The organism is Carboxylicivirga fragile (genome assembly GCF_050589805.1).
GTDB classification, from domain to species: Bacteria; Bacteroidota; Bacteroidia; order Bacteroidales; family Marinilabiliaceae; genus Carboxylicivirga; species Carboxylicivirga fragile.
This window is the reverse complement of the sequence record NZ_JBNGOY010000010.1, coordinates 114,767-137,771: the sequence shown is the minus strand read 5'-3', so window position 1 is coordinate 137,771 and position 23,005 is coordinate 114,767. Positions and strand designations below refer to the sequence as shown.

Here is a 23,005-nt window from a genome sequence, read left to right as displayed (position 1 = left end):
TGTTGTAAAATGTTTCGCAAAATCAATTTACAACTTTGAGGGGAAACCTTTAGGGAGTACCCTCATTTTAAAAAATTAGTCGGTCACTAGTGTATCTAAATCATAAATTTTTTCAAGACTAACCTCAAAACCATCTAAAATAAAAGTTGGCTGATTTGGATTACTTCTGATCTCACTCTCGCTTAATCCAGGAAAACTTGCTTTACCCCTTACTTCAATCTCAGGCATGCGGTTGGGGTTAGAACCAAACTCATTATTATCAACAATTTTGAACGATGGATCATATACCTGAAGTGCATCCAACACACTGGTATTCGATACAGCCTGTAAATCTTCTGCACTAATAGTTGTTGCCGCACCGGTAAAACTTTCTTTAGTTTTATTATAATATCCGTTTACAATAACACCTTCCAACTCACTGACTTCAGTTTGAAGCGTAATGTTAATTTCAGTACGGCCATCAATTTCAACTACTTGGTCAACAAAACCAATAAAGGTATATTTAACAGCAGTTTCAAGATTTGGCACGCGTAACTCATACGTTCCATTTGCATCAGTAATGGTTCCAGTATTATATTCCACCAAAATAATATTAACTCCCGGCACTGGTTCTCCATTCTCATCAACTACCTTACCTTTAACTAATTTTACTTCTTGTTGGTAATTTTTAGGCATTGGTTTAATGATGATAACATTATCCTGCACCTCATAGGTAAAACCACTATTGTGGAGACATATATTTAATACTTCCTCTACAGAACTTGATTCTGAGCTTAAGGTCACATCCTTTAATTCAGCAATGTCTTCATCACTATAAATGAAGGTAAACTCACTTTGAGCTTTAATTGCCTTAAATACATCTTTTACCGACATATTTTCAACCTCAAGCTTAAGACGGGTTGTCTGACTATAGGTCGATGCCGATAAATGCAATAAAGTAATGAAAAGCATTAGGAATGTTAACTTCATAACTTTGTAAATTTTGGGTGTACCCCTCCCATCAGGGTACAGTAGTTCCCGATTTTTTTTCATAGATTTGTATTCTAACGTTTATACTTAGTCAGAACTGATTTTCAGTTCTGGTCAAACAGGGAGTGTTGCAGCACTTCCTGTTTTATTTTCGACTGATTAATAATTCAGTATCTTTTAATTCAAACTTTATTTTCTGGGTTGCTTCTAGCATCTTTAATATGGTTTGTAAATCTTCATAGCGCTTAACATCCACACTAAAAGGCATATTCTTTATATCTTCAGCATCATACTCAATATTAACGCCATACCAGCGACTAACAGGCTTCATTATATCCTCAAGGCGCGTTGATTCAAATACAAACTGACCATCTATCCAAGCCGTATATATATTACTATCTACATTTTCGATCTCTACATCTGAAGTATTCGAATTCCAAGTCAAGCGCTGTTGAGGTTCCATTATTCGCTCACGACCAATAGCAGTCTTCCAAACCACGCTACCCTCTACTAAAACGGCTTCGTGCACATGATCTTCGGGATAAGCCTTAACATTAAAAGATGTTCCTAATACCTCAATTGCATTTTTACCAGCAACGTCAACTATAAATGGTTTCGTTTTGTCGGGCTTTACCTCAAAATACACCTCACCCTCTACATACACCTCACGTTTATTAGCATCAAAGGGATGGTGAAAACTAAGCATACTACCAGCATTCATCCACACTTTTGTTCCATCGGATAAATCAAGTTGAAACTCCGCCTTCTCAGGCACAATCAACAACATCTTAGTTGAACTTATCTTTCCATCTGAAGCATAGTTAAGCTTACCATGCTTAACACTGGCCAGCAATTTATTATCGCGTTTAAGTTCAGCTGTAGATGTATCATTCAATAATATTTCATCTTCACCCTCTATGCTTAAAACTGCATTATAAGCACCAGGCTCCACACTAATGGCATCAGAAACTAATACCTTATTGTTCTGGGGTATGAATAAATAAATGGCACCTGCCACAGATAATAGCATAATAAAAATAGCAGCTACTCTCACAAATCGCATCATGAATATTGAACTCGAATGCGATTTAACATCCAAACGACTTAGCAACTGATCCCACGACTTTTCAGCATCAACTTTTGAAAATTCACTTAGTTCCTTAGATAGTTTTTGTTCATCACTAATATCAGAAATAAGTTCTGAACGCTTTTCATGGCCACTCTTCCACTCTTCAAGCTCAATAGCTTCAGACGAAGATAAAGCATCTTTTAAGTGATTCAGAATTAATTTTATGACACGCTTTGGATCCATTCTAAGTTGTTTTCTTTATTAAATGACACACTCAAAATAAAATCAGGTGAAACGCTTTTAAAAAAAAAGTATCTTTTTTAAATCTTAAGAATCAAAATCAGAGAAAACAAATGTTTCAATTCTTCTTTCAAAAGCATTTTTGCCCTCTTTTTATGTGTCTTAACCGTATTCTCACTTATTGATAGACGTTCCGCAATTTCCGATTCACGCAATTGGGTGAGGTAACTCAATTTAAATACCTCGCGTGCCCGTTTTGGCAGTTTTTCAATACTTTGCATTATTTCGGCATACACTTCTGCTTTTATGAGGCGTAAGGATTCATCTTCCTCCCATTCATCTATATTGTCAAGCGAACTCTTGTATTGGGCATACTGCTCCTCCTTACGCAAGCAATTTAAACACTTATTCCGTACCGAAGCATACAAATAACCAGATAGCTTAGTTGGGTTACTAATGTTCACCTCGTTTTCCCATAAATAAACAAATACTTCCTGCACGTAATCTTCAACACTCTGCTCATTTGACAAATATTGCCCTGCAAAAAAACATAAACCCTTAAAGTAACGGTCGTAAATTACCTTAAAAGATTTTATATCTCTTTTCGCCAAGAAATCTTTGGCAATATCTATGTCAACTTTTGTTTGCAAAAATTACATATTTAATATTGGGGGGAAGTTGGAAAGCCTGACTAATGTCATCCTTTAGGCCGCTAAAATAGAAACAATTTTAAATCAAACAAAATGGAATAAAAATATAGCAACAAAAAAAGGGATGCCTAACGACATCCCTCTTTCTATATGATAGATTCAATTATCTACTTTACATCAACTTTTTCTGCTGCTGAATAGTTAATTTTCAAAGCAGCTGCTTTACGTAAAGCTTGCTTAATGTCAGTGATTACTCCCATTGGACATTCGCGGTCGGCCTTAATAGATGTTGTCATCTTAGGCTGATCACTTTCTTTCATGTTATCTCTTGCTTGCGCAATGTAACTTTGAATATCCGGAACAGTTGCAAACTGATCGTTTAATTGAATACGCGGTTCACTACCGTAGAGTGATTGGAACTTTTTAGCAGGTACACCTACATAAATAAAAGTTACCAATTCTTTTTTCTCCAACTTCGCTAATTCTGTTGCTTGAGCAGGTTTAATCTGCACTTTCATATCTACCTCTTTCATGGTCGTACTAACCATAAAGAAGAAAAGCAACATAAATACGATATCTGGTAAGGAGGCGGTATTAATAGCTGTTTGGCCGCCACTCTTTTTCTTTCTGAATTTAGCCATACTATTTTTTCCCTCCTATGTTTTTAGGTTCAGCCTCTGAAATTTTTTGAGGATAAATGGTACGAATCGCTTTTTGCTCTTCTGTTTCCAATTTATCGTACTCTTTACCAAATTTCCTTTTGGCCAAATCTTCTCTTAACTCTGAAACTGCTCTCTGTAGTTCATTCTGAACCATCAGATAGGCTTGATATTCCGTACCTCGGTCATTCTGCAATGAGATCACACCTTTGCTGATCATTTGCAAACCAAAGAACTCCACTTCCACCTCTTTTTTCTCAGGCAAAGTTTCAATGTCCAATGGGTTTACCATAAACTCCTTGGTAGCCTCAGTCAATTCTTCAATCCTCATTTGTTTACCTTCAACCAGCAACTGATTGTTACTGTTTAGCAGTACCGAGAATACATTACGCTCCTTAATGGGCGGTGTATCGTCCGGCTGATCCTCCTGCATAGGAGGTAACAGACGTGCTAAACCTGTATCAGTGTCCATGGTAGTGGTAACAAGGAAGAAGATCAACAATAAGAAGGCGATATCCGCCATTGACCCTGCATTTACTTCCTGTACGTCTCTTTTTCCCATAAACTAATTAAATTAAATAGTACCTAATAATTAACCTTGTTAATTACATTATGGTACTTTATTTAAACATACGAGATAACTCTGCATAAAGAATAGCGATTACTGCTACTCCGAACAGAATGTACATTCCATATAGCATTGTGCCAGCCATTGCTAACATGCTTGGCACATTATCAGCGCCTTGGTATCCAATTATTTCAAGTGGTGTTGTGTCAGCCAAACCATACGAAATTAAAACAACTACCAGTAAAAGACCAATAGAAATTAAAGTACGAACGGCATTTTTTGGATGCACAATTAAATTAAACACTTCAAACAATAAAGATATTCCAGCTGCAACTAAAACTAACAGTTTACCCCAGTTTAGAAATGATTCAGTATACACTGGTGTGTAATAGGTCTCACCTACAATCTCACCACCGAAAAAGAACATTCCCGCAAACACCAAGGTTATCGCTAGTAGCGCGTATTGAATAATACTTAGTATTTTTGAAAGCTTAGTCATAGTGACAATTATTTTTTCATGTTGTATTTTACCAAAACATCTAATAGAGAGATAGAAGCATCTTCCATTGTATTAACAATTCCATCAATTTTAGAAACGATGTAGTTGTAAAATACTTGAAGAATGATAGCTACGATCAAACCAGATACAGTAGTAATCAACGCCACTTTAATACCACCTGCTACAGCTGATGCAGAGATAGTACCCATTGCCTGAATATTATCAAAAGCTTCAATCATACCAATTACAGTACCCATAAACCCAAGCATAGGAGCTAGTGCAATGAATAATGAAATCCAAGTTAAACCTTTTTCTAAAAGACCCATTTGAACTGAACCGTAAGAAATCACTGATTTCTCAACTACATCAATTCCTTCATCGAAACGGTCAAGACCTTGATAAAAGATAGATGCAACCGGACCTCTTGTGTTACGACATACTTCTTTAGCTGCTTCAACACCACCGTCGTTCAACGCGTTCTCGATGTTTTGAAGTAACTTCTTAGTATTCGTAGAAGCCAAGTTCAAGTAAATAATTCTTTCGATACAGATTGCCAAACCGAAAATCAAACACAATAGTACGAAACTCATAAAAATCGCACCACCTTCGATGAATTTGGCTTTAATCTGTTTGTGAATACCTTTTGGAGCTTCGGCAGGAACTTCTTCCTCAACGGCCATAGCTGCTGGTTCTTCACTTGCAGTTGCTTCTTCAACAACCTGCTCTGTTGTAGCTTCGTCGGCTACATTCTCATCTTCCTGAGCGTATACGGCATTAGCACCGAGACTCAGCATTCCAAATACTGCTAAAAACGCAAATAGCTTTTTCATAGTCTGCTAAAAATTTTGATTCGTATTAGTTTTGTTAATACTCAAAATAGTTTTTACTGTTCATCCCTCTCCCCCCTTAAATCAATACACCAGGAAGAGTTCAAAATTCTTTAATTTTTCAGGGATGCAAATTACAAAAAAAATGCCAAATACAAACTTTCTAAATATATATTTCACCTTGAAGTGATTTATTCAGATTCGTTTTAACCTCTTCAATAGAATCGGCATTGGCTAACAAGTACATCAATTTTGTAATCGCGGCCTCCGTAGTCATATCTCTACCACTTACTACACCAAGCTCCAATAAGTGAACTCCAGTTTCGTAGCGCCACATCTCAACACTACCGGCCAAACATTGTGTTACATTAAGTATTATAAGTCCTTTATCAACAGCCTCTTTTATGGCCTCTAAAAACCATTTTTTTGTAGGCGCGTTACCTGAGCCATAGGTTTCGAGAACCACGGCTTTTATATTTGGTGCATTTAATATAGCCCGAACAACATCTTTATTAATACCCGGGAATATACGCAAAAGCGCCACATTGGTGTCCATTTTCTTTGCTACACGAAACGTGCCATTCAGCATCGTATACCTTATATATGGATAATTGTATTTTATATGTATGCCCGCCTCGGCCAAAGGCGGATAATTATCAGACCGAAATGCGTGAAAATGTTCCGCATTGTATTTCGTGGTTCTATTGCCTCTAAATAATTTATCTTTAAAATAGATACAAACCTCAGGAACGAGGGCTTGACGGTTTTTTTGAGCAGCCGCAATCTCAAGAGCCGTAATCAAGTTTTCTTTACCGTCGGTACGGATCGTTCCTAACGGTAACTGGCTACCTGTTAATATAACCGGTTTTTTTAAATTACTCAGCATAAAACTAAGCGCACTAGCAGTGTAGGCCATTGTGTCCGTTCCATGCAGAATGACAAAGCCATCAAACTGAGAATAATTCTCCTCAATGATTCCAACTAATTTAATCCATATTTCAGGATTCATATCAGATGAATCAACCAAGGGTTCGAAAGAAATACTACGCACCTGAAAATCGAATCGTCGTAACTCAGGCACATGTTTCGATACATTCTCAAAATCAAAAGGAACCAATGAATTTGTTTCCGGATCGATTACCATACCAATGGTACCCCCGGTATATATTATAAGTATCTTTCTTTCTTCCATTACTATTACTCCTTATAATTTAAATAAACTACGCGCATTCTCATTGCTTACTTTAATTACCTCATCCATTGTTATTTCATAAACCCCAGCCAGCGTTTCCGCTACATTTTTAATATAAGATGGTTCGTTTCGTTTTCCCCGATATGGCACAGGAGCTAAATAAGGCGCATCAGTTTCCATAACAATAAATGATAAAGGCACTTTCTTTAAAACTTCGCGTAAAGTGGTGTTTTTGAATGTTACCACGCCATTAATACCAATTTTGAAGTTTTTATAAGCCATCACCTTTCGAGCCTGATCTTTATCTCCCGTAAAACTATGAAACACGCCAGTTAAACGATCATCAATTTGAGCATCTAACACGTCAAACACCTCATCAAAGGCATCTCTGCAATGGATTACAATTGGATAATTATATTGCTTGGCCCAGATTATTTGTTGCTCAAATGCTTTTTTCTGCTCTTTAATAAATGTTTTATCCCAATATAAATCAAGACCAATTTCCCCAATGGCTATATACGGCCTAAGTTTCAAATTTCTTTCTACAACAGATAGTTCATCCAGGTAGTTAGCTTTAACCGAAGTTGGATGCAAACCCATCATAGCTTTACAGTAATCAGGATAAGCTTCTTCAAGACGATGCATCGCATCAACTGTTGAAGCATCAACATTAGGCAATAAAACCTGTTCAATGCCTGTCGCTTTCGCCTGAGCTATTACCTCATCGCGATCCTTATCAAATTCTTCAGAATATATATGTGAATGTGTATCAATCAAAATTCAATTCTTTAATGAGCCGCAAACATAGTAAAACAGGCGACTTCAAAAAAATCTAATACCTTTTACAAGAAAGCCGTCTCGGGGAGGAGACGGCCTTTATTGTTGCATTTAGAAAAACTTAAACAACACCTTGAGATATCATCGCGTCGGCCACTTTCACGAAACCACCGATGTTTGCTCCTTTGATGTAATTTATTTTGCCGTTTGGTTCTGTACCATACTTCACACAAGCATTATGAATGTCAGTCATGATTTGATCTAAGCGATCATCCACTTCTTTTTCTGACCAGTTCAAACGCATGCTGTTTTGAGTCATTTCCAAACCAGACACTGCTACACCACCAGCATTAACTGCTTTACCTGGTGCAAATAATATTTTATCAGTCGCTAAATAAGCTGCCTCAGCTGTACATCCCATATTTGATGCTTCAGCAATCATTTGACAACCATTTGCAATTAGTGTTTTACAATCTTCTTCGTTCAATTCGTTTTGAATTGCACAAGGGATAGCTATATCAACTTTTTGTTCCCATGGACGCTTACCTGCAATAAATTCAGCACCGAATCTTTCAGCATAAGGAGCTACGATATCTTGGTTAGAAGCGCGAAGCTCTAATAAGTAATTGATTTTCTCACCTGAAATACCTTCAGCATCATAAATATATCCATCAGGACCAGAGATAGTAACTACTTTAGCACCGTACTCAACAGCTTTTAAAGCAGCACCCCATGCAACATTACCGAAACCTGATAAAGAAACAGTCTTTCCTTTCATTGTTTCACCTTTAGCTGCTAACATTTCGCGAACGAAATAGATAGCACCAAAACCTGTTGCTTCAGGACGAATTAAACTACCACCAAACTCAGCACCTTTACCAGTTAAAACACCAGTAAACTCGTTACGTAGTTTTTTATACTGACCATATAGGAAACCGATCTCACGACCACCAACACCGATATCACCAGCAGGCACATCTGTGTTAGGACCAATATGACGGAACAATTCGCTCATAAATGCCTGGCAGAAACGCATAATTTCCAAGTCAGACTTTCCTTTAGGATTGAAATCAGATCCACCTTTACCACCACCCATTGGAAGTGTAGTCAAGCTGTTTTTAAATGTTTGCTCAAATCCTAAGAATTTAAGACCACTTAAAGTTACACTTGGGTGAAAACGTAATCCACCTTTATAAGGTCCTATTGCTGAATTAAACTCAACACGGAAACCACGATTAACTTGTACTTCGCCACTATCGTCAACCCAAGGTACACGGAAAATGATTGTCCTTTCAGGCTCAGTCATACGTTCCAAAATCTTGGCTTTCTTATAATGCGGATTTTCTTGGTAAAAATCCCATACTGTTTCAACAACTTCTTGCACTGCTTGCAAAAATTCGTCCTCGTTAGAGTTTTTTGCTCTAACGCTATCCATGAATTCCTTCATCTTAGTATCCATATCGAATAGGTATTTATTTGTTGGATAATTGTAATATTTATGCTGTCAAAAATAGATATTTTTATATAACAACCTTATAAATCGTAAGGAATTTTAAACTTTTTGCTGAATTTGTTATTTTATTAACAACCAGCTATTTAAAAACACTCAAAACATGTTATTTAGCACTTTATGATAATTGTCACAAAAACAAGCACCCAAAGAATGCGAGAAATCGTAAGCAATAACACAAATGTGATCAAACGTACGTCTACAAGTCGTACATTATAAATACAGAATACACTCTTACTATTTCTTATTTCGAAAGCTTTGTTTAGCAATATGCAATCTACTCAATACCTTAGACTAAGTCAAATCTTATTTAAGCGCAGCATACAGTATTTGTGCTGGATGACTCGCCTCCACATTGGTACCATCTTTAATTTGATGACGACAAGATGTTCCTGCAGCCACTATTAGCGAAGACGCCTGATGTTCGCGAACGGCTGGAAACAAAACCAGCTCACCAATCTTCATTGAAAGATCATAGTTATCCTTTTCAAAACCAAAAGAACCAGCCATACCACAGCAACCTGATGGAATTTCAGTTGCCTCATAGTTTTTAGGAATTTCCAATATAGTCTTTGTAATGGAAGTTTCGGATAAAGCTTTTTGATAACAATGTGCATGAAAATGAATCGACTTTTGCTCTTGGGTAAACGAATCTTCACTTATGAATCCTTTCTTATGCTCTCTTTCGATAAACTCTTCAAAGGTAAAACTGTGCTTAGCTAAGTGTTTTGCTTTATCTTTTAAATAAGCTGGCACTAATTCCGGGTATTCGTCCCTTAAAGTGAGGATAGCAGAAGGCTCCAATCCTATAATAGAAACTTCCTCATCAACAACATCAGCTAACGATAACACATTCTTAGCTGCTAACTTAGCCGCATCTTTCAATAAGCCTTTTGATAAAAAGGTACGAGCGCTATCATAATGATTTGGAATTCTAACCGAGTAGCCTAAACTATTTAAAAGCAGGATAGCTTCAACTCCAATGCCCGTGTCAGAGTAATTTGTAAACTCATCGGCAAATAATAAAACCGTGCTTTGTCCTTCAAACTTATTATTCTTACTACTCCAATTACGCAATGAAAATCTATTCAAAGCTGGCATTTGGCGCTTGCTCGAAAAACCAAATCGTAATTCATTAATACGTTTTACCACCTTTAAATTCACACCTATATTATATAGGTATGGGAAAAGCATAAAAAAACGATTAATACTTGGCAGATGTGCAACCAAACGACTACTAAACTTTATTCCATACTTTTGATGATAAGCATTTAAGAATTCAGCTTTCAACTTTGACATGTCCACATTACTCGGACACTCCGTTTTACATGCTTTGCACGATAAACATAAATCAAGTACCGACTTCACCTCGTCGTAGCCTAATTTAGTATTGGGAATGTTACCATTGAAAAATTCTCGTAACATATTAGCTCTGCCGCGCGTTGTCTGCAGTTCATCGCGAGATCCCATATAACTGGGACACATGGTTCCACCAATGAGATGGCTTTTTCGACAATCACCCGATCCATTACATTTTTCGGCAGCTCGAACAATCCCCATCGTTTTCGACCAGTCAAACACGGGTTTATCAATGCGCTCCTCAGTATGTTTCTGGTAACGCAATGAAGTATTCATACGTGGTGTATCCGTAATCTTTCCTGGATTAAGAATATTCTCAGGATCGAAAAACCGTTTAATGTCCTTGAAGAGTCCATAATTGTGTTCCCCAACCATGTCAGCAATAAACTCGCCCCTTAATCGTCCATCACCATGTTCACCACTTAATGAGCCTCTGTATTTTTTTACAATACCAGCCGTATCCTTTGCTATCTGATGAAACTGCTCCACATCTGCCGGATCCTTCATATTTAATACAGGGCGCAAATGTAATTCTCCGCTTCCTACATGGGCATAATAAACACATTCCTTACCGTGTCTTTCCAACATTTTATTTACCTCAGCAATAAACATTGGCAAATCAACAGGGCGCACAGCTGTATCTTCAATTACAGGAACTGGCAAATTATCGCCTGGCATATTGGATAATACACCCAAACCAGCTTTACGCAAGGACCAAACCTTGTTAATTTCACTGCCATATAAAGTAGGATAGGCATAACCATACTCTTTAGCCTTCAATGCTTTTTGCATTTGAGCCGACAGTTCTTCTATCTCTTCTATGGTATCACGAGCAAATTCAACCAGTAATAACACTTTCGGATCACCTTCTACAAAAAACCGGTTCTTAGCTTGTAGCGGATTATCTTTGGTAAGATCCATTATGGTTTTATCCATTAATTCAATGGCACCAGGTTTAAATTCCAAAGCCACCAAATTTGCTTCCAAAGCATCTTCCAAAGAATCGAGATGCACGCACACCAAGCCTTTATGTTTTGGTGGAATATCGACTAGATTTAATTTTATCTCACTCGTAAACATTAGAGTACCCTCTGAACCAGCCAAGAGCTGACACATATTAAACGGCTCCCCTTCTTCCTTAAATGGTAAGGTATCTAATAATAAATCCAGTGCATAACCCGTATTGCGTCGATGTATCTCAGGATGTGGAAACTCCTTTCTGATCTCTTTTCTATTGTCTTTATTAGTGAGTAAGTCTCGTACCTGACGATAAATATCACCTTCTAAATTATCCAAACGACATTTCTGTTCAAACTCCCACTTTTGCAAGGCTTTAAACTGAACCTCTTCACCATTTGACAAAAAACCATTTAATTCGATGGTATGATCTCTTGTACTACCATATAATATAGAATGAGCGCCACACGAGTTATTACCAACCATGCCACCCATCATACATCTACTTGATGTTGATGTTTCAGGGCCAAAAAATAAATTATATTCTTTAAGATACTGATTTAATTCATCCAAGACCACACCTGGTTGAACTCTCACCCATCGTTCTTCTTTATTAACTTCAAGAATTCGGTTCATGTAACGACTTATGTCAACAACCAAACCATTGCCCACAACTTGTCCTGCCAATGAAGTACCCGCTGCACGGGGAATAAGTGGCACTTTATATTTCGACGCAAAATGAAGAATACTCTCAATATCCTTAGCATCACGAGGACGCACTACTCCAATGGGTTTTTCCCTATAAGCAGAAGCATCTGTTGAATAAACAGTTCGCGTAGGATCATCAAAGAACACATCGCCCTTAATATGCTTATCTAATAACTCAAAAGGATATTCCTGCAAGGTATTTTCCATTGGGATTTATAAAATGTTACTGAAACGAAATTATAAATTTATCCGCGCAATCACTAGTAAGCTTAAAATGATTTTTACTTAAATCAGTTCTACCAAGATTACAAATACAAAAAACACCCCATTGCCTTCCCTCATACATCATACGAGTAATACAAGTACTAATAAGAACAATATAGTACAAGACCCAGCCACAAGCGACTTCCTTAAAGCATCTCTTTCTTGTCTTTCCATCTTCTTTTTTAGTATGTTAATCAAATTTCAAACCAGAGAATACGGAAAATGCCTTACTTTGCGTTTGTCAAGATTTTTTAATAAAAGCTACAACAGACAATCTAAGCCGAATTAGTAAGCATGAAGTTTATATTTTCCATAGTTGCAATTCTTCTTGCATTTTCATTTGCCAATGCTAAAACTGCTGTTATACAACAGAAAGAAGAAGCTATCAATCTGGCCAACTATGTAAAAATATTCGAGGATAAAACCGGAAGCATAAACATTAATGAAGCTATTACTTCGGAGTATGCTCCGTTAAAATCTGATCAGATTAACTTTCAATTCTCTCGCTCGGCTTTCTGGCTTAAATTCTCTTTTATAAAAAAAACTACGCATTTTAAGGAAATCATTTTCGATACAGGCAATCACTTTCTTGAATATGTAGATATTTACTACTCGCCAAAAGGTAAAGACGAATACCAACACATCTCGATTGGCTGTCTCGGAGAAAAGTCCATCTCTTTGGGAAAACATCAATCCTATACTTCAATTGAACTTATTGAGAATGTCGATTATGATTTCTATGTCAGAATACAATCTGAAACGCCTCTAAGAGCACCTTTGCACATAAGAACATTAGACAATCATATTGCAACGCAAACCTACATAGGTAACTTAAGTTGGTTCTTTTATGGAGTAGCCCTCTTCCTATTTCTATTTGGACTCTTTGTTTATTTATCGTTGAGAAAAAACCTTTACCTCAACTTTCTGCTGTCTTTATTATTTTTAATCACCTATCAATTAGGATACGACAACCTATACCCGGCAATAGAAATATTCGGACAGAGCGATTTTCTTCTTAAGAAAATGAATACGACTATCGTTTGGAGCATCTTCTTTTACTTAAATTTTGCCACACTATTTCTCTACACCCAAGTAATTCCCAAGTGGGCCAAAAAGACATTTAATATCTTAAAATTAATTACTCTTGTAATAGCTGTCATCTTCATCTTTCACTTTAAACTTGGCAACCAGTTAACCTATATTTTCGCACCAATTATTTGGATAGCGATCACCATCATTACATCCACCTTATTCTTTATGGGGCTTAAACATGTTCGTTTTTTTGCTCTGGCAACCTTGGTTTTATTAGGTGCAGTTTTCATGCACGTGTTAACTAACCTGGGATACATATCATCATCTATTGCCATCCCACAATTAGCCATCAAAATTGGTTACATGGGCCAAGTACTTTTCTTTACAATTGCCATTGTTGATCGTTACTTCTTATTTCAGAAAAACTTCACTTCAATTCTAGAAGAAAAAGTTGAGGAACGAACTACCGAACTCGAAAGCGCTCTACAAAGCCTAAAAACAAGACAAGAACAGTTAATACAGGCAGAAAAAATGTCATCCATCGGAATACTTAGCGCTGGCGTTGCTCATGAAATAAACACGCCATTAAACTTTGTCAATACTGGTTTACATTTATTTGAAAGCTATTATCACGACAAATCAGTAAACGAAGCTGAAAAGCAAGAACAAATTAATCTTTCGATCAAAATGATGAAAGAGGGTGTGGAAAACTCAGCAGAAATCGTTCATTCGCTTATGACATTCTCTAACAATGGCATAAGTCAATTAAAAAACAGTAACATTAATGACCTGATTGACAAAACACTCCTGTTTATTAAATCAAAAATAGGCCAGAACATTAACATTGAAAAAGACTATAAACTTAATACACCCACGCCTGTCTTTGAGGACAAAATGCATCAAATCATTTTCAACATCATCAATAATGCCATAGAAGCAATTGGCCATAATACTGGCACCATAAGCATAAACACGAAACAAATTAATAAGCCTAGCAGGGCACAAATTGAAATAAACAATAGTGGTGCTCAGATCGAGGAAACAGTTATTGGCCACATTTTCGAACCTTTCTTTACCACAAAAGACCCAGGCAAAGGCACCGGCTTAGGACTATCAACAGCATATACCTACACGCAAGATCACAGTGGGGAAATCGAAGCTATCAATACGCAAGATGGCGTTACCTTTCGCGTCACAATTCCTAGTTAAGAAGCGGCAACTCGAGAATAAACTCAACTCCATCATCAGTATTTTTATAACGTAACGAGCCATTGTGCTCCGAAGCCAGCTTATAGGAAGTTGACAAACCGAGTCCCGTTCCTAAACCAGGCGGTTTGGTAGTATAAAACGGGTCGAAAATCTTACTCCCTATCGACTCCTCAATAGGTTTACCGGTGTTATAAATCGTTAGACGTGCCCTGGGGCCATTCCCATTTTGAAATACAGTTGTGGAAATTAGAAGAATTGGCTTTTCGCCTTCATACTTATTAATTTCGTAAAGTGCATTATCAATTAAATTAAGCACTATTTGATGAATTTTATCCGCGTACATCGGCACCTTCTTCTCTAAAGAATAATCTTTTCTAAGTTCCAGTTCGGCTGGTATTTTTTGCTTCAAAAACCTAAGTGTTGATTCAATTACTTCATTGAAATTATGCCATTGTTTATCAGCCTTACCACTATATGAGAAGGTGCGTAAAGAGGCCACTATATTTATAGCCTTATCAACACCTTGGTCAACCATTTCTTTCCCATGAGCCACTCCTTTTAAGCCTTCTTTAGCAGACAATGATTTATCTGCAATATCATCCAAAGCATTTTGAACTACAATGCTACCCGCCGAAATATAATTTAGTGGCGTATTCACCTCATGCGCAATACCTGCCATTAGCGTACCAAGCGAAGCCATCTTCTCAGACTGTATCATCTGGTGTTGTGCTTGCTTCAGCTTATGCATACTTGCATCCAATGCTTCATTCTTCTTTTGCAGATCTTCACCTTTTGCTAACAACAAATCATTGGCCGCATGTAAGTCAGTTTCTATTCTCATATTAATATGGCGCAGGTAATAAATGGAAATATTAACAAATAGAAATGTAACGAAGTAGGCACTTTTATAAAATACGACCATACCTTTATATAAGCCAAGTACCTGAAGTGACTTTGGTGCAAACGAATAAATCAAGACATCAATACCTAAAATTAAAGTGGTATAAAACGCCATTGCAAAAAGGTAACATTTACGCTCGCTTCGAAGGTCCAATAACATTTGGGGCATCAATGACATGGCTATAACCACAATAGGGTAATAGAAGAAACTTTCTTCTTCAACGAAACCCGTTAAAGTAGGAAATACCAAAAACAACAATGGCGGTAAATAAATCAAAATGACCTTTGCAGAGAAAAACTTACGATACTTAGATAAGGTAATAAAAGCCAGATTTACGATAAGAATTAAAAACATGCGAATTGACCCCATACCAATACTAGCTCCTTCTACAATGCGCATTACCTGCAACAGAACGAGCACAAAGACAACCGCCAAAAGCATTAAAAAATTAATTTGATTTCCGAGTATAACCGTACGGTTATTCGTTCTACTTACATCCTCGCTTAATCCTAGCAGGGATATTGAGCTCCATATGCCTTGAATCAGATTCAAAAAGATTATTGTTTATGGTTTGATTAAAAGTATAACAACAATTTGCAAAAAAAGTTAACTCCTATTGCAAAGCGCATGATACACAGACCACAATATAGTTTAAATCTTAAAGCTAAACAATTACATTCATTTACTGTTTCTCTCATACGACAATTAAATGAACAAAGATGAGCAAACCTGATTTGGATAATCGTGATAATATAGAAAAAGTAGTACGTACCTTTTACGCATTGGTGCGCAAGGATGATGTTCTGGGTCCATTTTTCAATGCAAGTATTCAGGGAGAAGAAGCCTGGGAAGAGCACTTTCAACTACTTATCTCTTTTTGGGAATTGAACCTATTGGAAGTTTCTGGTTTCAATGGCAATCCTGCACAAGCTCACCAGGGAGTTGATAAGAAATTTAAAAATAGCATAACAACTGCTCATTTCGACAAATGGGTAAAACTCTGGACAACAACCATTGATGAAGGCTTTGAAGGCCCGATGGCAGAAAAAGCAAAAACCAGAGCAAGCAATATGGCTAAGGGCATGTACAAAAAAGTACTTGACAAACGCCCCGGAGGTTTCATCCTGCCCGGAGGGGCATCTGGAATATCATTGGGCTAAACAATCCGTTTGGATTAAAGCATCAAACTTTAAACAAGCAGATTACATATTAGATATCACCAATTAAAAGTGATTTAATTCATGTTGGCAATATTTTTATTTAATCTAAATAATTTAATATTTTTGCGAACTCAAGATACTTTAATTAAGTATTTTTTAAACCCTGTTTAGCAATGAACCAATAGGAACAATCATTGTTAGACTGACGAACAATTGTTAGAACTTGTATGGCTGAAGATCAGAATAAGATATTAGACGAAGTAACCGGAGGTGAATACAAATACGGTTTCCATAGTGATATAGACATGGAAACTATTCCCAAAGGTCTGAGTGAAGATGTGGTACGCATTATTTCGGCTAAAAAAAATGAGCCGGAATGGATGCTTGAATTTCGCTTAAAAGCATATCGCCATTGGCAAACGATGACGACTCCGGATTGGGCACATTTAAATATTCCTGAAATTGATTTTCAGGATATCATTTTTTACGCTGCGCCTAAAAAGAAACCAGAATTGGAAAGCATGGATGAGGTAGACCCTGATCTGGTAGCTACTTTCGAGAAGCTGGGTATTCCATTGGACGAACAAAAGGTATTGGCTGGAGTTGCTGTGGATGCAGTCATCGATAGTGTTTCGGTTAAAACCACCTATAAAGAAACCTTGGCTGAAAAGGGCATTATTTTCTGTTCCATTAGTGAGGCTATTCAGGAATTCCCTGACTTGGTAAAGAAATACCTTGGTTCAGTCGTACCGCACGGCGATAATTACTTCGCAGCACTTAATGCAGCTGTATTTAGCGATGGCTCATTTGTTTACATCCCAAAAGGTGTTCGTTGTCCGATGGAATTATCAACTTACTTCCGAATCAACGCCATCAATACAGGACAATTTGAACGTACGCTTATTGTGGCCGACGACGATAGTTATGTAAGTTACCTTGAGGGCTGTACAGCACCAATGCGCGATGAGAATCAGCTTCACGCTGCCATTGTTGAGATTGTAACAATGGAACGAGCCGAAGTAAAATACTCAACCGTGCAAAACTGGTACCCTGGTGATAAAGACGGTAAGGGTGGCATCTTTAATTTTGTTACCAAACGTGCTATCTGTAAGGGTGATTATTCAAAAGTAATGTGGACACAAGTAGAAACAGGTTCTGCTGTTACCTGGAAGTATCCAAGCTGTGTATTACAAGGTGATCATTCGGTTGGTGAGTTTTATTCAGTGGCGGTAACCAATAATCATCAACAAGCTGATACGGGTACAAAAATGATTCACTTGGGCAAAAACACACGAAGCTTAATTGTTTCGAAGGGTGTTTCGGCCGGTAAGAGTCAGAACAGTTATCGTGGTTTGGTAAAAGTGGCTAAGAAAGCTGAAAATGCTCGAAACTTTAGTCAGTGCGACTCTTTACTTTTAGGCGATCAGTGTGGCGCTCATACTTTCCCATATCTTGAAATTGTCAATAATACGGCAAAAGTAGAGCACGAAGCAACTACTTCAAAAATTGGTGAAGATCAAATATTCTATTGCAATCAACGAGGCATGAGTACCGAAGATGCAGTAGGTTTGATTGTGAATGGCTACGTTAAAGAAGTCATCAATCAATTGCCAATGGAGTTTGCTGTTGAAGCTCAAAAGCTGCTTCAAATTAGCTTAGAAGGAAGTGTGGGATAAGCCACCAATTATTTTTATTAATTAGAAATTATATCAGTTAGAATATATGTTAGTCATAAAAGATTTACACGCCAAGATCGATAATAAGGAAATTCTTAGAGGCATTAACCTTGAGGTTAAACCGGGGGAAGTACACTGTATCATGGGACCTAATGGTTCGGGTAAAAGCACTCTTTCATCCGTTTTGGCTGGCAACGATAAATTTGAAGTCTGCGAAGGCAGTGCTACATTCAATGGCAAAGACTTATTAGACTTAGCGCCGGAAGACAGAGCTCGCGAGGGTTTGTTTTTAAGCTTTCAATATCCGGTAGAAATACCAGGTGTTAGCATGGTTAACTTCATGCGTACTGCTGTAAATGAGCATCGTAAGTACAGAGGCGATGAACCATGCTCGGCCAGCGAATTCTTAAAGCTAATGCGCGATAAGAAAAAAATGGTTGAGATTGATTCAAACCTAACCAATCGTTCGGTGAATGAGGGTTTCTCAGGTGGTGAAAAGAAGAAAAACGAGATTTTTCAAATGGCCATGTTAGAACCTAAATTGGCTATTCTTGACGAAACGGATTCTGGACTTGATATTGATGCCTTACGCGTAGTTGCCAATGGTGTGAATAAGTTAAAATCATCTGACAATGCAACCATTGTTATTACACACTATCAACGCCTATTGGATCATATCGTACCTGACTTTGTACATGTATTGTACAAGGGTCGTATTGTAAAATCAGCTGGTAAAGAGTTGGCCTTAGAATTAGAAGAAAAGGGTTACGACTGGATTAAGAAGGAATTTGAGGACTAGACTTCTAGACAATAGATTATAGACATATAGACAGTTAAGTCTTGATACTTTTTTCTTATGTCTTGATACTTTAAAAGAAAAGATATGAATATAGCTTGCCGAGTAGTTAATCTGCAAGAAGAATATACAAAGCTCTTCAAAGACCAAAAGGCACTTTTGGAAAGTGGCGCACCTAATAAGGTGAATGCCCTACGAGATAAAGCCATGGCAATTTTTGAGGAAAAAGGAATTCCTTCGAACAAGGTTGAAGATTACAAATACACCAATCTACAACCCTATTTTAAAGGTAGCCTTAACCTATCACTTTCGAGCGAAGCAGCACATGCCAATGTTACCAATCATTTTCATTGCGAGGTTCCTCAATTGGAGACATACAATGTGTTTTTGGTGAATGGCTGGTACTCTGAGCAAAATGAAAAAATAGCTTTTCCTGATGGTGTTGTGGTTAGCAGCATCAGAACGGCAGCGAAAGATCACCCTGAGGTTTTCGAGAAACATTATGGTGAAGTTGCTCCTATGGAAAGTGATGCGATGGTGGCAATGAATACGGCCTTTGCTCAGGATGGTGCTTTCATTTATGTACCAAAAGGTGTTGTGCTTGACAAACCTATTCAGATCGTTAACATCATGAATGGCGAGACTGATCGATTGGCATTTCAACGAAACCTAATTGTGGTTGAAGAGAATAGCCAGGTAAAGGTGATGCTTTGCGACCACACCGTTTCTCCAAATAAATTTGTGATTAATAGTGTCTCTGAGGTATATGCTGCCGAAAACAGTGTTTTTGATGTTTATAACATCCAAAACCAACACAACCTGACAACTCAGGTAGCTGGCATGTATGTGCATCAGAAAAAACATTCGAACATCTTAACCAATAGCTTGACTTTACATTCAGGTATAACGCGTAACAATGTACGTGTAACTATGGATGACGAACATTGTGAAAGTCATGTTTACGGTTTATACCTGAGTGATAAAAACCAGCACGTCGATAATTTCACTTTCATCGATCATGCCAAACCAAATTGCGAAAGTTTCGAATTATACAAAGGCGTACTAGATGACTCAGCAACTGGAGCTTTCACAGGTAAAGTATTAGTTCAGAAAGACGCGCAAAAGACCAATGCCTACCAGAGTAACAATAACTTACTGTTGACTGAAAGTGCCAGAGTAAATAGTAAACCGCAGTTAGAAATTTATGCTGATGATGTTAAGTGTAGCCATGGTGCCACTGTTGGTCAGTTAGATGACGAAGCTATGTTTTACCTTCGTGCTCGTGGCATTAGCGAAACTGAAAGTCGCATATTACTGATGTTTGCTTTTGCATACGAGGTGATTGAAAAGATTCGCGTTGAGCCGCTTAAGGAACAAATTCGTGGCTTGGTTGAAAAACGCTTCAGAGGTGAATTCGACAAGTGCGATTCGTGTGTTGTTTGTGGACAAGCAGGCAATACTGTAAGCTGTCTTTAATGGTTAATTATTAAGGATTAAGGATTAAGGATTACTGATTAGGGATTAAGGATGATAGCTTTTTCCTCGTTGGCTTGGGATGGACGAATAATTACAGACAAAGAACAATATAATGAGTATAGATATTGAGAGCATTAGGAAGGATTTTCCGATTCTGGAACAAACGGTACATGGAAAACCTTTGGCATATTTCGATAACGCTGCAACCACGCAAAAACCAACACAGGTTATTGATGCCATCTCTGAAGTTTATACAACTTACAATAGTAATATTCACCGTGGCGTGCATCACCTGAGTAATGTTTGCACACAAGCCTATGAGGATGCACGAGTTAAGGTTCAGAAATTTATTAATGCCGGAAATTCGCACGAGGTAATCTTTACACGTGGCACTACCGAAGCCATTAATTTATTGGCTACTTCCTTTGGAGAATCCTTTTTAAAGAAAGGCGATGAGATAATTGTTTCGCAATTGGAACATCACTCTAACATAGTACCCTGGCAATTGCTCGAAAAAAGCAAAGGCATTGTAATTAAAGTAATTCCCATTAATGAGAATGGGGAGTTAATTCTGGAAGAATACGACAAACTTCTATCAGAAAAAACTAAACTTGTAGCAGTAGCTCACATATCCAATGCTTTGGGAACCATTAATCCCATTAAAACCATAATCGATAAGGCACATGCCCTTTCTGTTCCGGTAATGATTGATGGTGCACAAGCAGTGCAACATGTGGCCGTTGATGTACAAGCCTTGGATTGTGATTTTTACGTCTTCAGTGGTCACAAATTATATGGCCCCACAGGTATTGGCGCCTTATTTGGCAAGGAAGAATGGCTTAACAAGATGGAACCGTACCATGGTGGTGGCGAAATGATTAAGACCGTATCATTTAGTGGTACAACCTTTAACGAACTTCCATTTAAATTTGAAGCAGGCACACCCGACTACAGTGGTGCCATTGGACTGGGAGCAGCTATTGACTATGTTCAAAATATTGGATTGGATGTCATTGCAGCTTATGAGCACGAACTACTGGAGTATGCTACCGAACAATTAAAGCAGGTTCCTAACATTAAGTTTTATGGCACTGCCAAAGAAAAGGCGAGTGTTATCTCCTTTATGGTCAACAACATTCACCCATTTGACATGGGTACCTTATTGGATAAGATGGGATTAGCTGTTCGTACAGGACATCACTGCGCTCAACCATTAATGGAGCATTATCAGATACCTGGAACCGTGCGCGCCTCATTTGCCATTTATAATACCAAAGAAGAAATTGATCGTTTAGTTGAAGGTATAAAACGCGTCAGTTTGCTATTTGCATGATTCGTTTAAAATTAACTAATTTTACGCCCAAGAAATAAGAAGCAATCAATTACATGAATACTAAATATTCATAGGTGATTGATATGAATTATAAAAGACATCAAATGACCATCAAAGAAATACAAGAGGAGATTATTGAAGAGTTCGGAGCGTTTGACGATTGGATGGATAAATACTCTTACTTAATTGAAATTGGAAACGATCTGGAAGGTTTTGAAGAAGAATATCGCCTAAGCAACAACCTTATCGAAGGTTGTCAATCACAGGTTTGGCTTCATGCAGAATTAAAAGATGGCAAAATTCAATACATGGCCGATAGCGATGCAATCATCGTCAAAGGTATTGTCGCATTATTGGTACGCGTATTAAACGACCGTACGCCAGACGAAATATTGGATAATGAATTGTACTTTGTAGAGCAAATTGGATTAAAAGAACATTTATCGCCAACTCGCTCGAATGGCTTGGTAGCCATGATAAAACAAATGCGCATTTACGCCTTGGCATTTAAAGCCAAACAGGAAAGCTAGGATATGTTATTGCGCGTAAAAAGCTTATAGCTATAAGCTGACGGCTAACAGCTAACCTGCCATTTGAAAAAATCTATAAAAACGAGGCACTGTGCACTAAGAACTGCGCACTATACACGTTCAATAAACATTAAGCGACACTAGCTGTTTAATTGAAAAAAGAAGAATAAAATGGGAACTGAATTTTTACAACTTGAAACGCAAATCATTGATGCTATCAAAACAGTATTTGATCCTGAAATACCTGTTAATGTATATGATTTAGGTTTAATATATGAGATTGATGTGGATGATGACGGGAAGGCTCGAATTGTGATGACACTTACTTCTCCTAACTGTCCTGTTGCTGAATCACTGCCTGCAGAGGTGCAAGAAAAGACAGCTGCAATTGATGGCATTACACATGTTGATTTGAACCTTACCTTTGATCCGCCATGGACGAAGGATATGCTTTCGGAAGAAGCCCTTTTGGAACTAGGTTTATTATAGATAAAAGACTGTTGAACCAGGAGACAGTAAGACAAATAAAAAAACTCAAATACAAAAGCTCTCGATTCGAGGGCTTTTTTTAGCTTTACACAAAAAGGTATCAGAGTATAATTAGAAAAGAAGATATTAGAATTCACTTTCTATAATCTCTTATC

General features: G+C 37.5%; 20 protein-coding genes. 8 read left to right on the top strand and 12 right to left on the bottom strand.

The window, feature by feature from the left end:
• Positions 1-75: 75 nt before the first annotated feature.
• From ACRD7B_RS06200 to ACRD7B_RS06150, 11 genes are all read right to left on the bottom strand, one after another.
• Positions 76-969, bottom strand: a complete 894-nt coding sequence (locus ACRD7B_RS06200) for an STN domain-containing protein (protein ID WP_430823617.1) — start codon at positions 967-969, stop codon at positions 76-78.
• Between the two features lie 145 nt (positions 970-1,114).
• Positions 1,115-2,281, bottom strand: a complete 1,167-nt coding sequence (locus ACRD7B_RS06195) for a FecR family protein (RefSeq protein WP_430823616.1) — start codon at positions 2,279-2,281, stop codon at positions 1,115-1,117.
• A gap of 77 nt (positions 2,282-2,358) precedes the next feature.
• The gene (locus ACRD7B_RS06190; RefSeq protein ID WP_430823615.1) at positions 2,359-2,928 is read right to left on the bottom strand and encodes an RNA polymerase sigma-70 factor; all 570 of its coding nucleotides are present in this window, start codon (positions 2,926-2,928) and stop codon (positions 2,359-2,361) included.
• Positions 2,929-3,095: 167 nt separating this feature from the next.
• Positions 3,096-3,569: an ExbD/TolR family protein gene (locus ACRD7B_RS06185; RefSeq protein WP_430823614.1), complete on the bottom strand. Its 474-nt coding sequence runs from the start codon at positions 3,567-3,569 to the stop codon at positions 3,096-3,098.
• Between the two features lies 1 nt (position 3,570).
• Positions 3,571-4,149, bottom strand: coding sequence for an ExbD/TolR family protein (locus ACRD7B_RS06180; protein ID WP_430823612.1), 579 nt, complete (start codon positions 4,147-4,149; stop codon positions 3,571-3,573).
• Between the two features lie 58 nt (positions 4,150-4,207).
• The gene (locus ACRD7B_RS06175) at positions 4,208-4,654 is read right to left on the bottom strand and encodes a hypothetical protein (RefSeq protein ID WP_430823611.1); all 447 of its coding nucleotides are present in this window, start codon (positions 4,652-4,654) and stop codon (positions 4,208-4,210) included.
• A gap of 8 nt (positions 4,655-4,662) precedes the next feature.
• Entirely contained in the window at positions 4,663-5,484 is an 822-nt protein-coding gene (locus ACRD7B_RS06170) for a MotA/TolQ/ExbB proton channel family protein (protein ID WP_430823610.1), read from the bottom strand.
• 160 nt (positions 5,485-5,644) lie between these two features.
• Positions 5,645-6,673: an asparaginase gene (locus tag ACRD7B_RS06165; protein ID WP_430823609.1), complete on the bottom strand. Its 1,029-nt coding sequence runs from the start codon at positions 6,671-6,673 to the stop codon at positions 5,645-5,647.
• 12 nt (positions 6,674-6,685) lie between these two features.
• On the bottom strand, positions 6,686-7,450 hold the full coding sequence (locus tag ACRD7B_RS06160) for a TatD family hydrolase (RefSeq protein WP_430823608.1): 765 nt from the start codon (positions 7,448-7,450) through the stop codon (positions 6,686-6,688).
• A 121-nt stretch (positions 7,451-7,571) separates the two neighbouring features.
• Positions 7,572-8,909: an NADP-specific glutamate dehydrogenase gene (gene gdhA, locus ACRD7B_RS06155; protein ID WP_430823607.1), complete on the bottom strand. Its 1,338-nt coding sequence runs from the start codon at positions 8,907-8,909 to the stop codon at positions 7,572-7,574.
• 357 nt (positions 8,910-9,266) lie between these two features.
• Positions 9,267-12,191 (bottom strand): FAD-binding and (Fe-S)-binding domain-containing protein, encoded by a 2,925-nt coding sequence (locus ACRD7B_RS06150; RefSeq protein WP_430823606.1) that lies wholly within the window; start codon positions 12,189-12,191, stop codon positions 9,267-9,269.
• Positions 12,192-12,542: 351 nt separating this feature from the next.
• Here ACRD7B_RS06150 and ACRD7B_RS06145 point away from each other — a divergent pair, with 351 nt between their 5' ends.
• Positions 12,543-14,489 carry a 7TM-DISM domain-containing protein gene (locus ACRD7B_RS06145; protein ID WP_430823604.1) on the top strand — a complete coding sequence of 649 codons (1,947 nt, stop codon included), beginning with the start codon at positions 12,543-12,545 and terminating at the stop codon, positions 14,487-14,489.
• Here ACRD7B_RS06145 and ACRD7B_RS06140 read toward each other — a convergent pair.
• Positions 14,482-15,942 (bottom strand): sensor histidine kinase, encoded by a 1,461-nt coding sequence (locus ACRD7B_RS06140; RefSeq protein WP_430823603.1) that lies wholly within the window; start codon positions 15,940-15,942, stop codon positions 14,482-14,484. The two genes, ACRD7B_RS06145 and ACRD7B_RS06140, sit on opposite strands and share 8 nt — an antisense overlap.
• 167 nt (positions 15,943-16,109) lie before the next feature.
• Here ACRD7B_RS06140 and ACRD7B_RS06135 point away from each other — a divergent pair, with 167 nt between their 5' ends.
• The 7 genes from ACRD7B_RS06135 (at position 16,110) to ACRD7B_RS06105 (ending at position 22,850) form a co-directional block, all read left to right on the top strand.
• Positions 16,110-16,550 (top strand): group III truncated hemoglobin, encoded by a 441-nt coding sequence (locus ACRD7B_RS06135; protein WP_430823602.1) that lies wholly within the window; start codon positions 16,110-16,112, stop codon positions 16,548-16,550.
• A gap of 227 nt (positions 16,551-16,777) precedes the next feature.
• The gene (gene sufB / locus ACRD7B_RS06130; protein ID WP_430823601.1) at positions 16,778-18,226 is read left to right on the top strand and encodes a Fe-S cluster assembly protein SufB; all 1,449 of its coding nucleotides are present in this window, start codon (positions 16,778-16,780) and stop codon (positions 18,224-18,226) included.
• A gap of 46 nt (positions 18,227-18,272) precedes the next feature.
• The gene (gene sufC / locus ACRD7B_RS06125) at positions 18,273-19,025 is read left to right on the top strand and encodes a Fe-S cluster assembly ATPase SufC (protein ID WP_430823600.1); all 753 of its coding nucleotides are present in this window, start codon (positions 18,273-18,275) and stop codon (positions 19,023-19,025) included.
• A gap of 84 nt (positions 19,026-19,109) precedes the next feature.
• Positions 19,110-20,498, top strand: a complete 1,389-nt coding sequence (gene sufD, locus ACRD7B_RS06120) for a Fe-S cluster assembly protein SufD (protein ID WP_430823599.1) — start codon at positions 19,110-19,112, stop codon at positions 20,496-20,498.
• Positions 20,499-20,610: 112 nt separating this feature from the next.
• Entirely contained in the window at positions 20,611-21,831 is a 1,221-nt protein-coding gene (locus ACRD7B_RS06115; protein ID WP_430823598.1) for a SufS family cysteine desulfurase, read from the top strand.
• Positions 21,832-21,914: 83 nt separating this feature from the next.
• Entirely contained in the window at positions 21,915-22,361 is a 447-nt protein-coding gene (locus ACRD7B_RS06110; RefSeq protein ID WP_430823597.1) for a SufE family protein, read from the top strand.
• A 171-nt stretch (positions 22,362-22,532) separates the two neighbouring features.
• Positions 22,533-22,850, top strand: coding sequence for an iron-sulfur cluster assembly protein (locus ACRD7B_RS06105; RefSeq protein WP_430823595.1), 318 nt, complete (start codon positions 22,533-22,535; stop codon positions 22,848-22,850).
• The last annotated feature ends 155 nt before the right edge of the window (positions 22,851-23,005 follow it).

Excerpts from the sequence above, each read along its gene's own strand:
- ACRD7B_RS06200 (WP_430823617.1), bottom strand. The coding sequence starts at position 969 with ATGAAGTTAACATTCCTAATGCTTTTCATTACTTTATTGCATTTATCG.
- ACRD7B_RS06195 (WP_430823616.1), bottom strand. The coding sequence starts at position 2,281 with ATGGATCCAAAGCGTGTCATAAAATTAATTCTGAATCACTTAAAAGAT.
- ACRD7B_RS06185 (WP_430823614.1), bottom strand. The coding sequence starts at position 3,569 with ATGGCTAAATTCAGAAAGAAAAAGAGTGGCGGCCAAACAGCTATTAAT.
- ACRD7B_RS06180 (WP_430823612.1), bottom strand. The coding sequence starts at position 4,149 with ATGGGAAAAAGAGACGTACAGGAAGTAAATGCAGGGTCAATGGCGGAT.
- ACRD7B_RS06175 (WP_430823611.1), bottom strand. The coding sequence starts at position 4,654 with ATGACTAAGCTTTCAAAAATACTAAGTATTATTCAATACGCGCTACTA.
- ACRD7B_RS06170 (WP_430823610.1), bottom strand. The coding sequence starts at position 5,484 with ATGAAAAAGCTATTTGCGTTTTTAGCAGTATTTGGAATGCTGAGTCTC.
- ACRD7B_RS06165 (WP_430823609.1), bottom strand. The coding sequence starts at position 6,673 with ATGGAAGAAAGAAAGATACTTATAATATATACCGGGGGTACCATTGGT.
- gdhA (WP_430823607.1), bottom strand. The coding sequence starts at position 8,909 with ATGGATACTAAGATGAAGGAATTCATGGATAGCGTTAGAGCAAAAAAC.
- ACRD7B_RS06150 (WP_430823606.1), bottom strand. The coding sequence starts at position 12,191 with ATGGAAAATACCTTGCAGGAATATCCTTTTGAGTTATTAGATAAGCAT.
- ACRD7B_RS06145 (WP_430823604.1), top strand. The coding sequence starts at position 12,543 with ATGAAGTTTATATTTTCCATAGTTGCAATTCTTCTTGCATTTTCATTT.
- ACRD7B_RS06135 (WP_430823602.1), top strand. The coding sequence starts at position 16,110 with ATGAGCAAACCTGATTTGGATAATCGTGATAATATAGAAAAAGTAGTA.
- sufB (WP_430823601.1), top strand. The coding sequence starts at position 16,778 with ATGGCTGAAGATCAGAATAAGATATTAGACGAAGTAACCGGAGGTGAA.
- sufC (WP_430823600.1), top strand. The coding sequence starts at position 18,273 with ATGTTAGTCATAAAAGATTTACACGCCAAGATCGATAATAAGGAAATT.
- sufD (WP_430823599.1), top strand. The coding sequence starts at position 19,110 with ATGAATATAGCTTGCCGAGTAGTTAATCTGCAAGAAGAATATACAAAG.
- ACRD7B_RS06115 (WP_430823598.1), top strand. The coding sequence starts at position 20,611 with ATGAGTATAGATATTGAGAGCATTAGGAAGGATTTTCCGATTCTGGAA.
- ACRD7B_RS06110 (WP_430823597.1), top strand. The coding sequence starts at position 21,915 with ATGAATTATAAAAGACATCAAATGACCATCAAAGAAATACAAGAGGAG.
- ACRD7B_RS06105 (WP_430823595.1), top strand. The coding sequence starts at position 22,533 with ATGGGAACTGAATTTTTACAACTTGAAACGCAAATCATTGATGCTATC.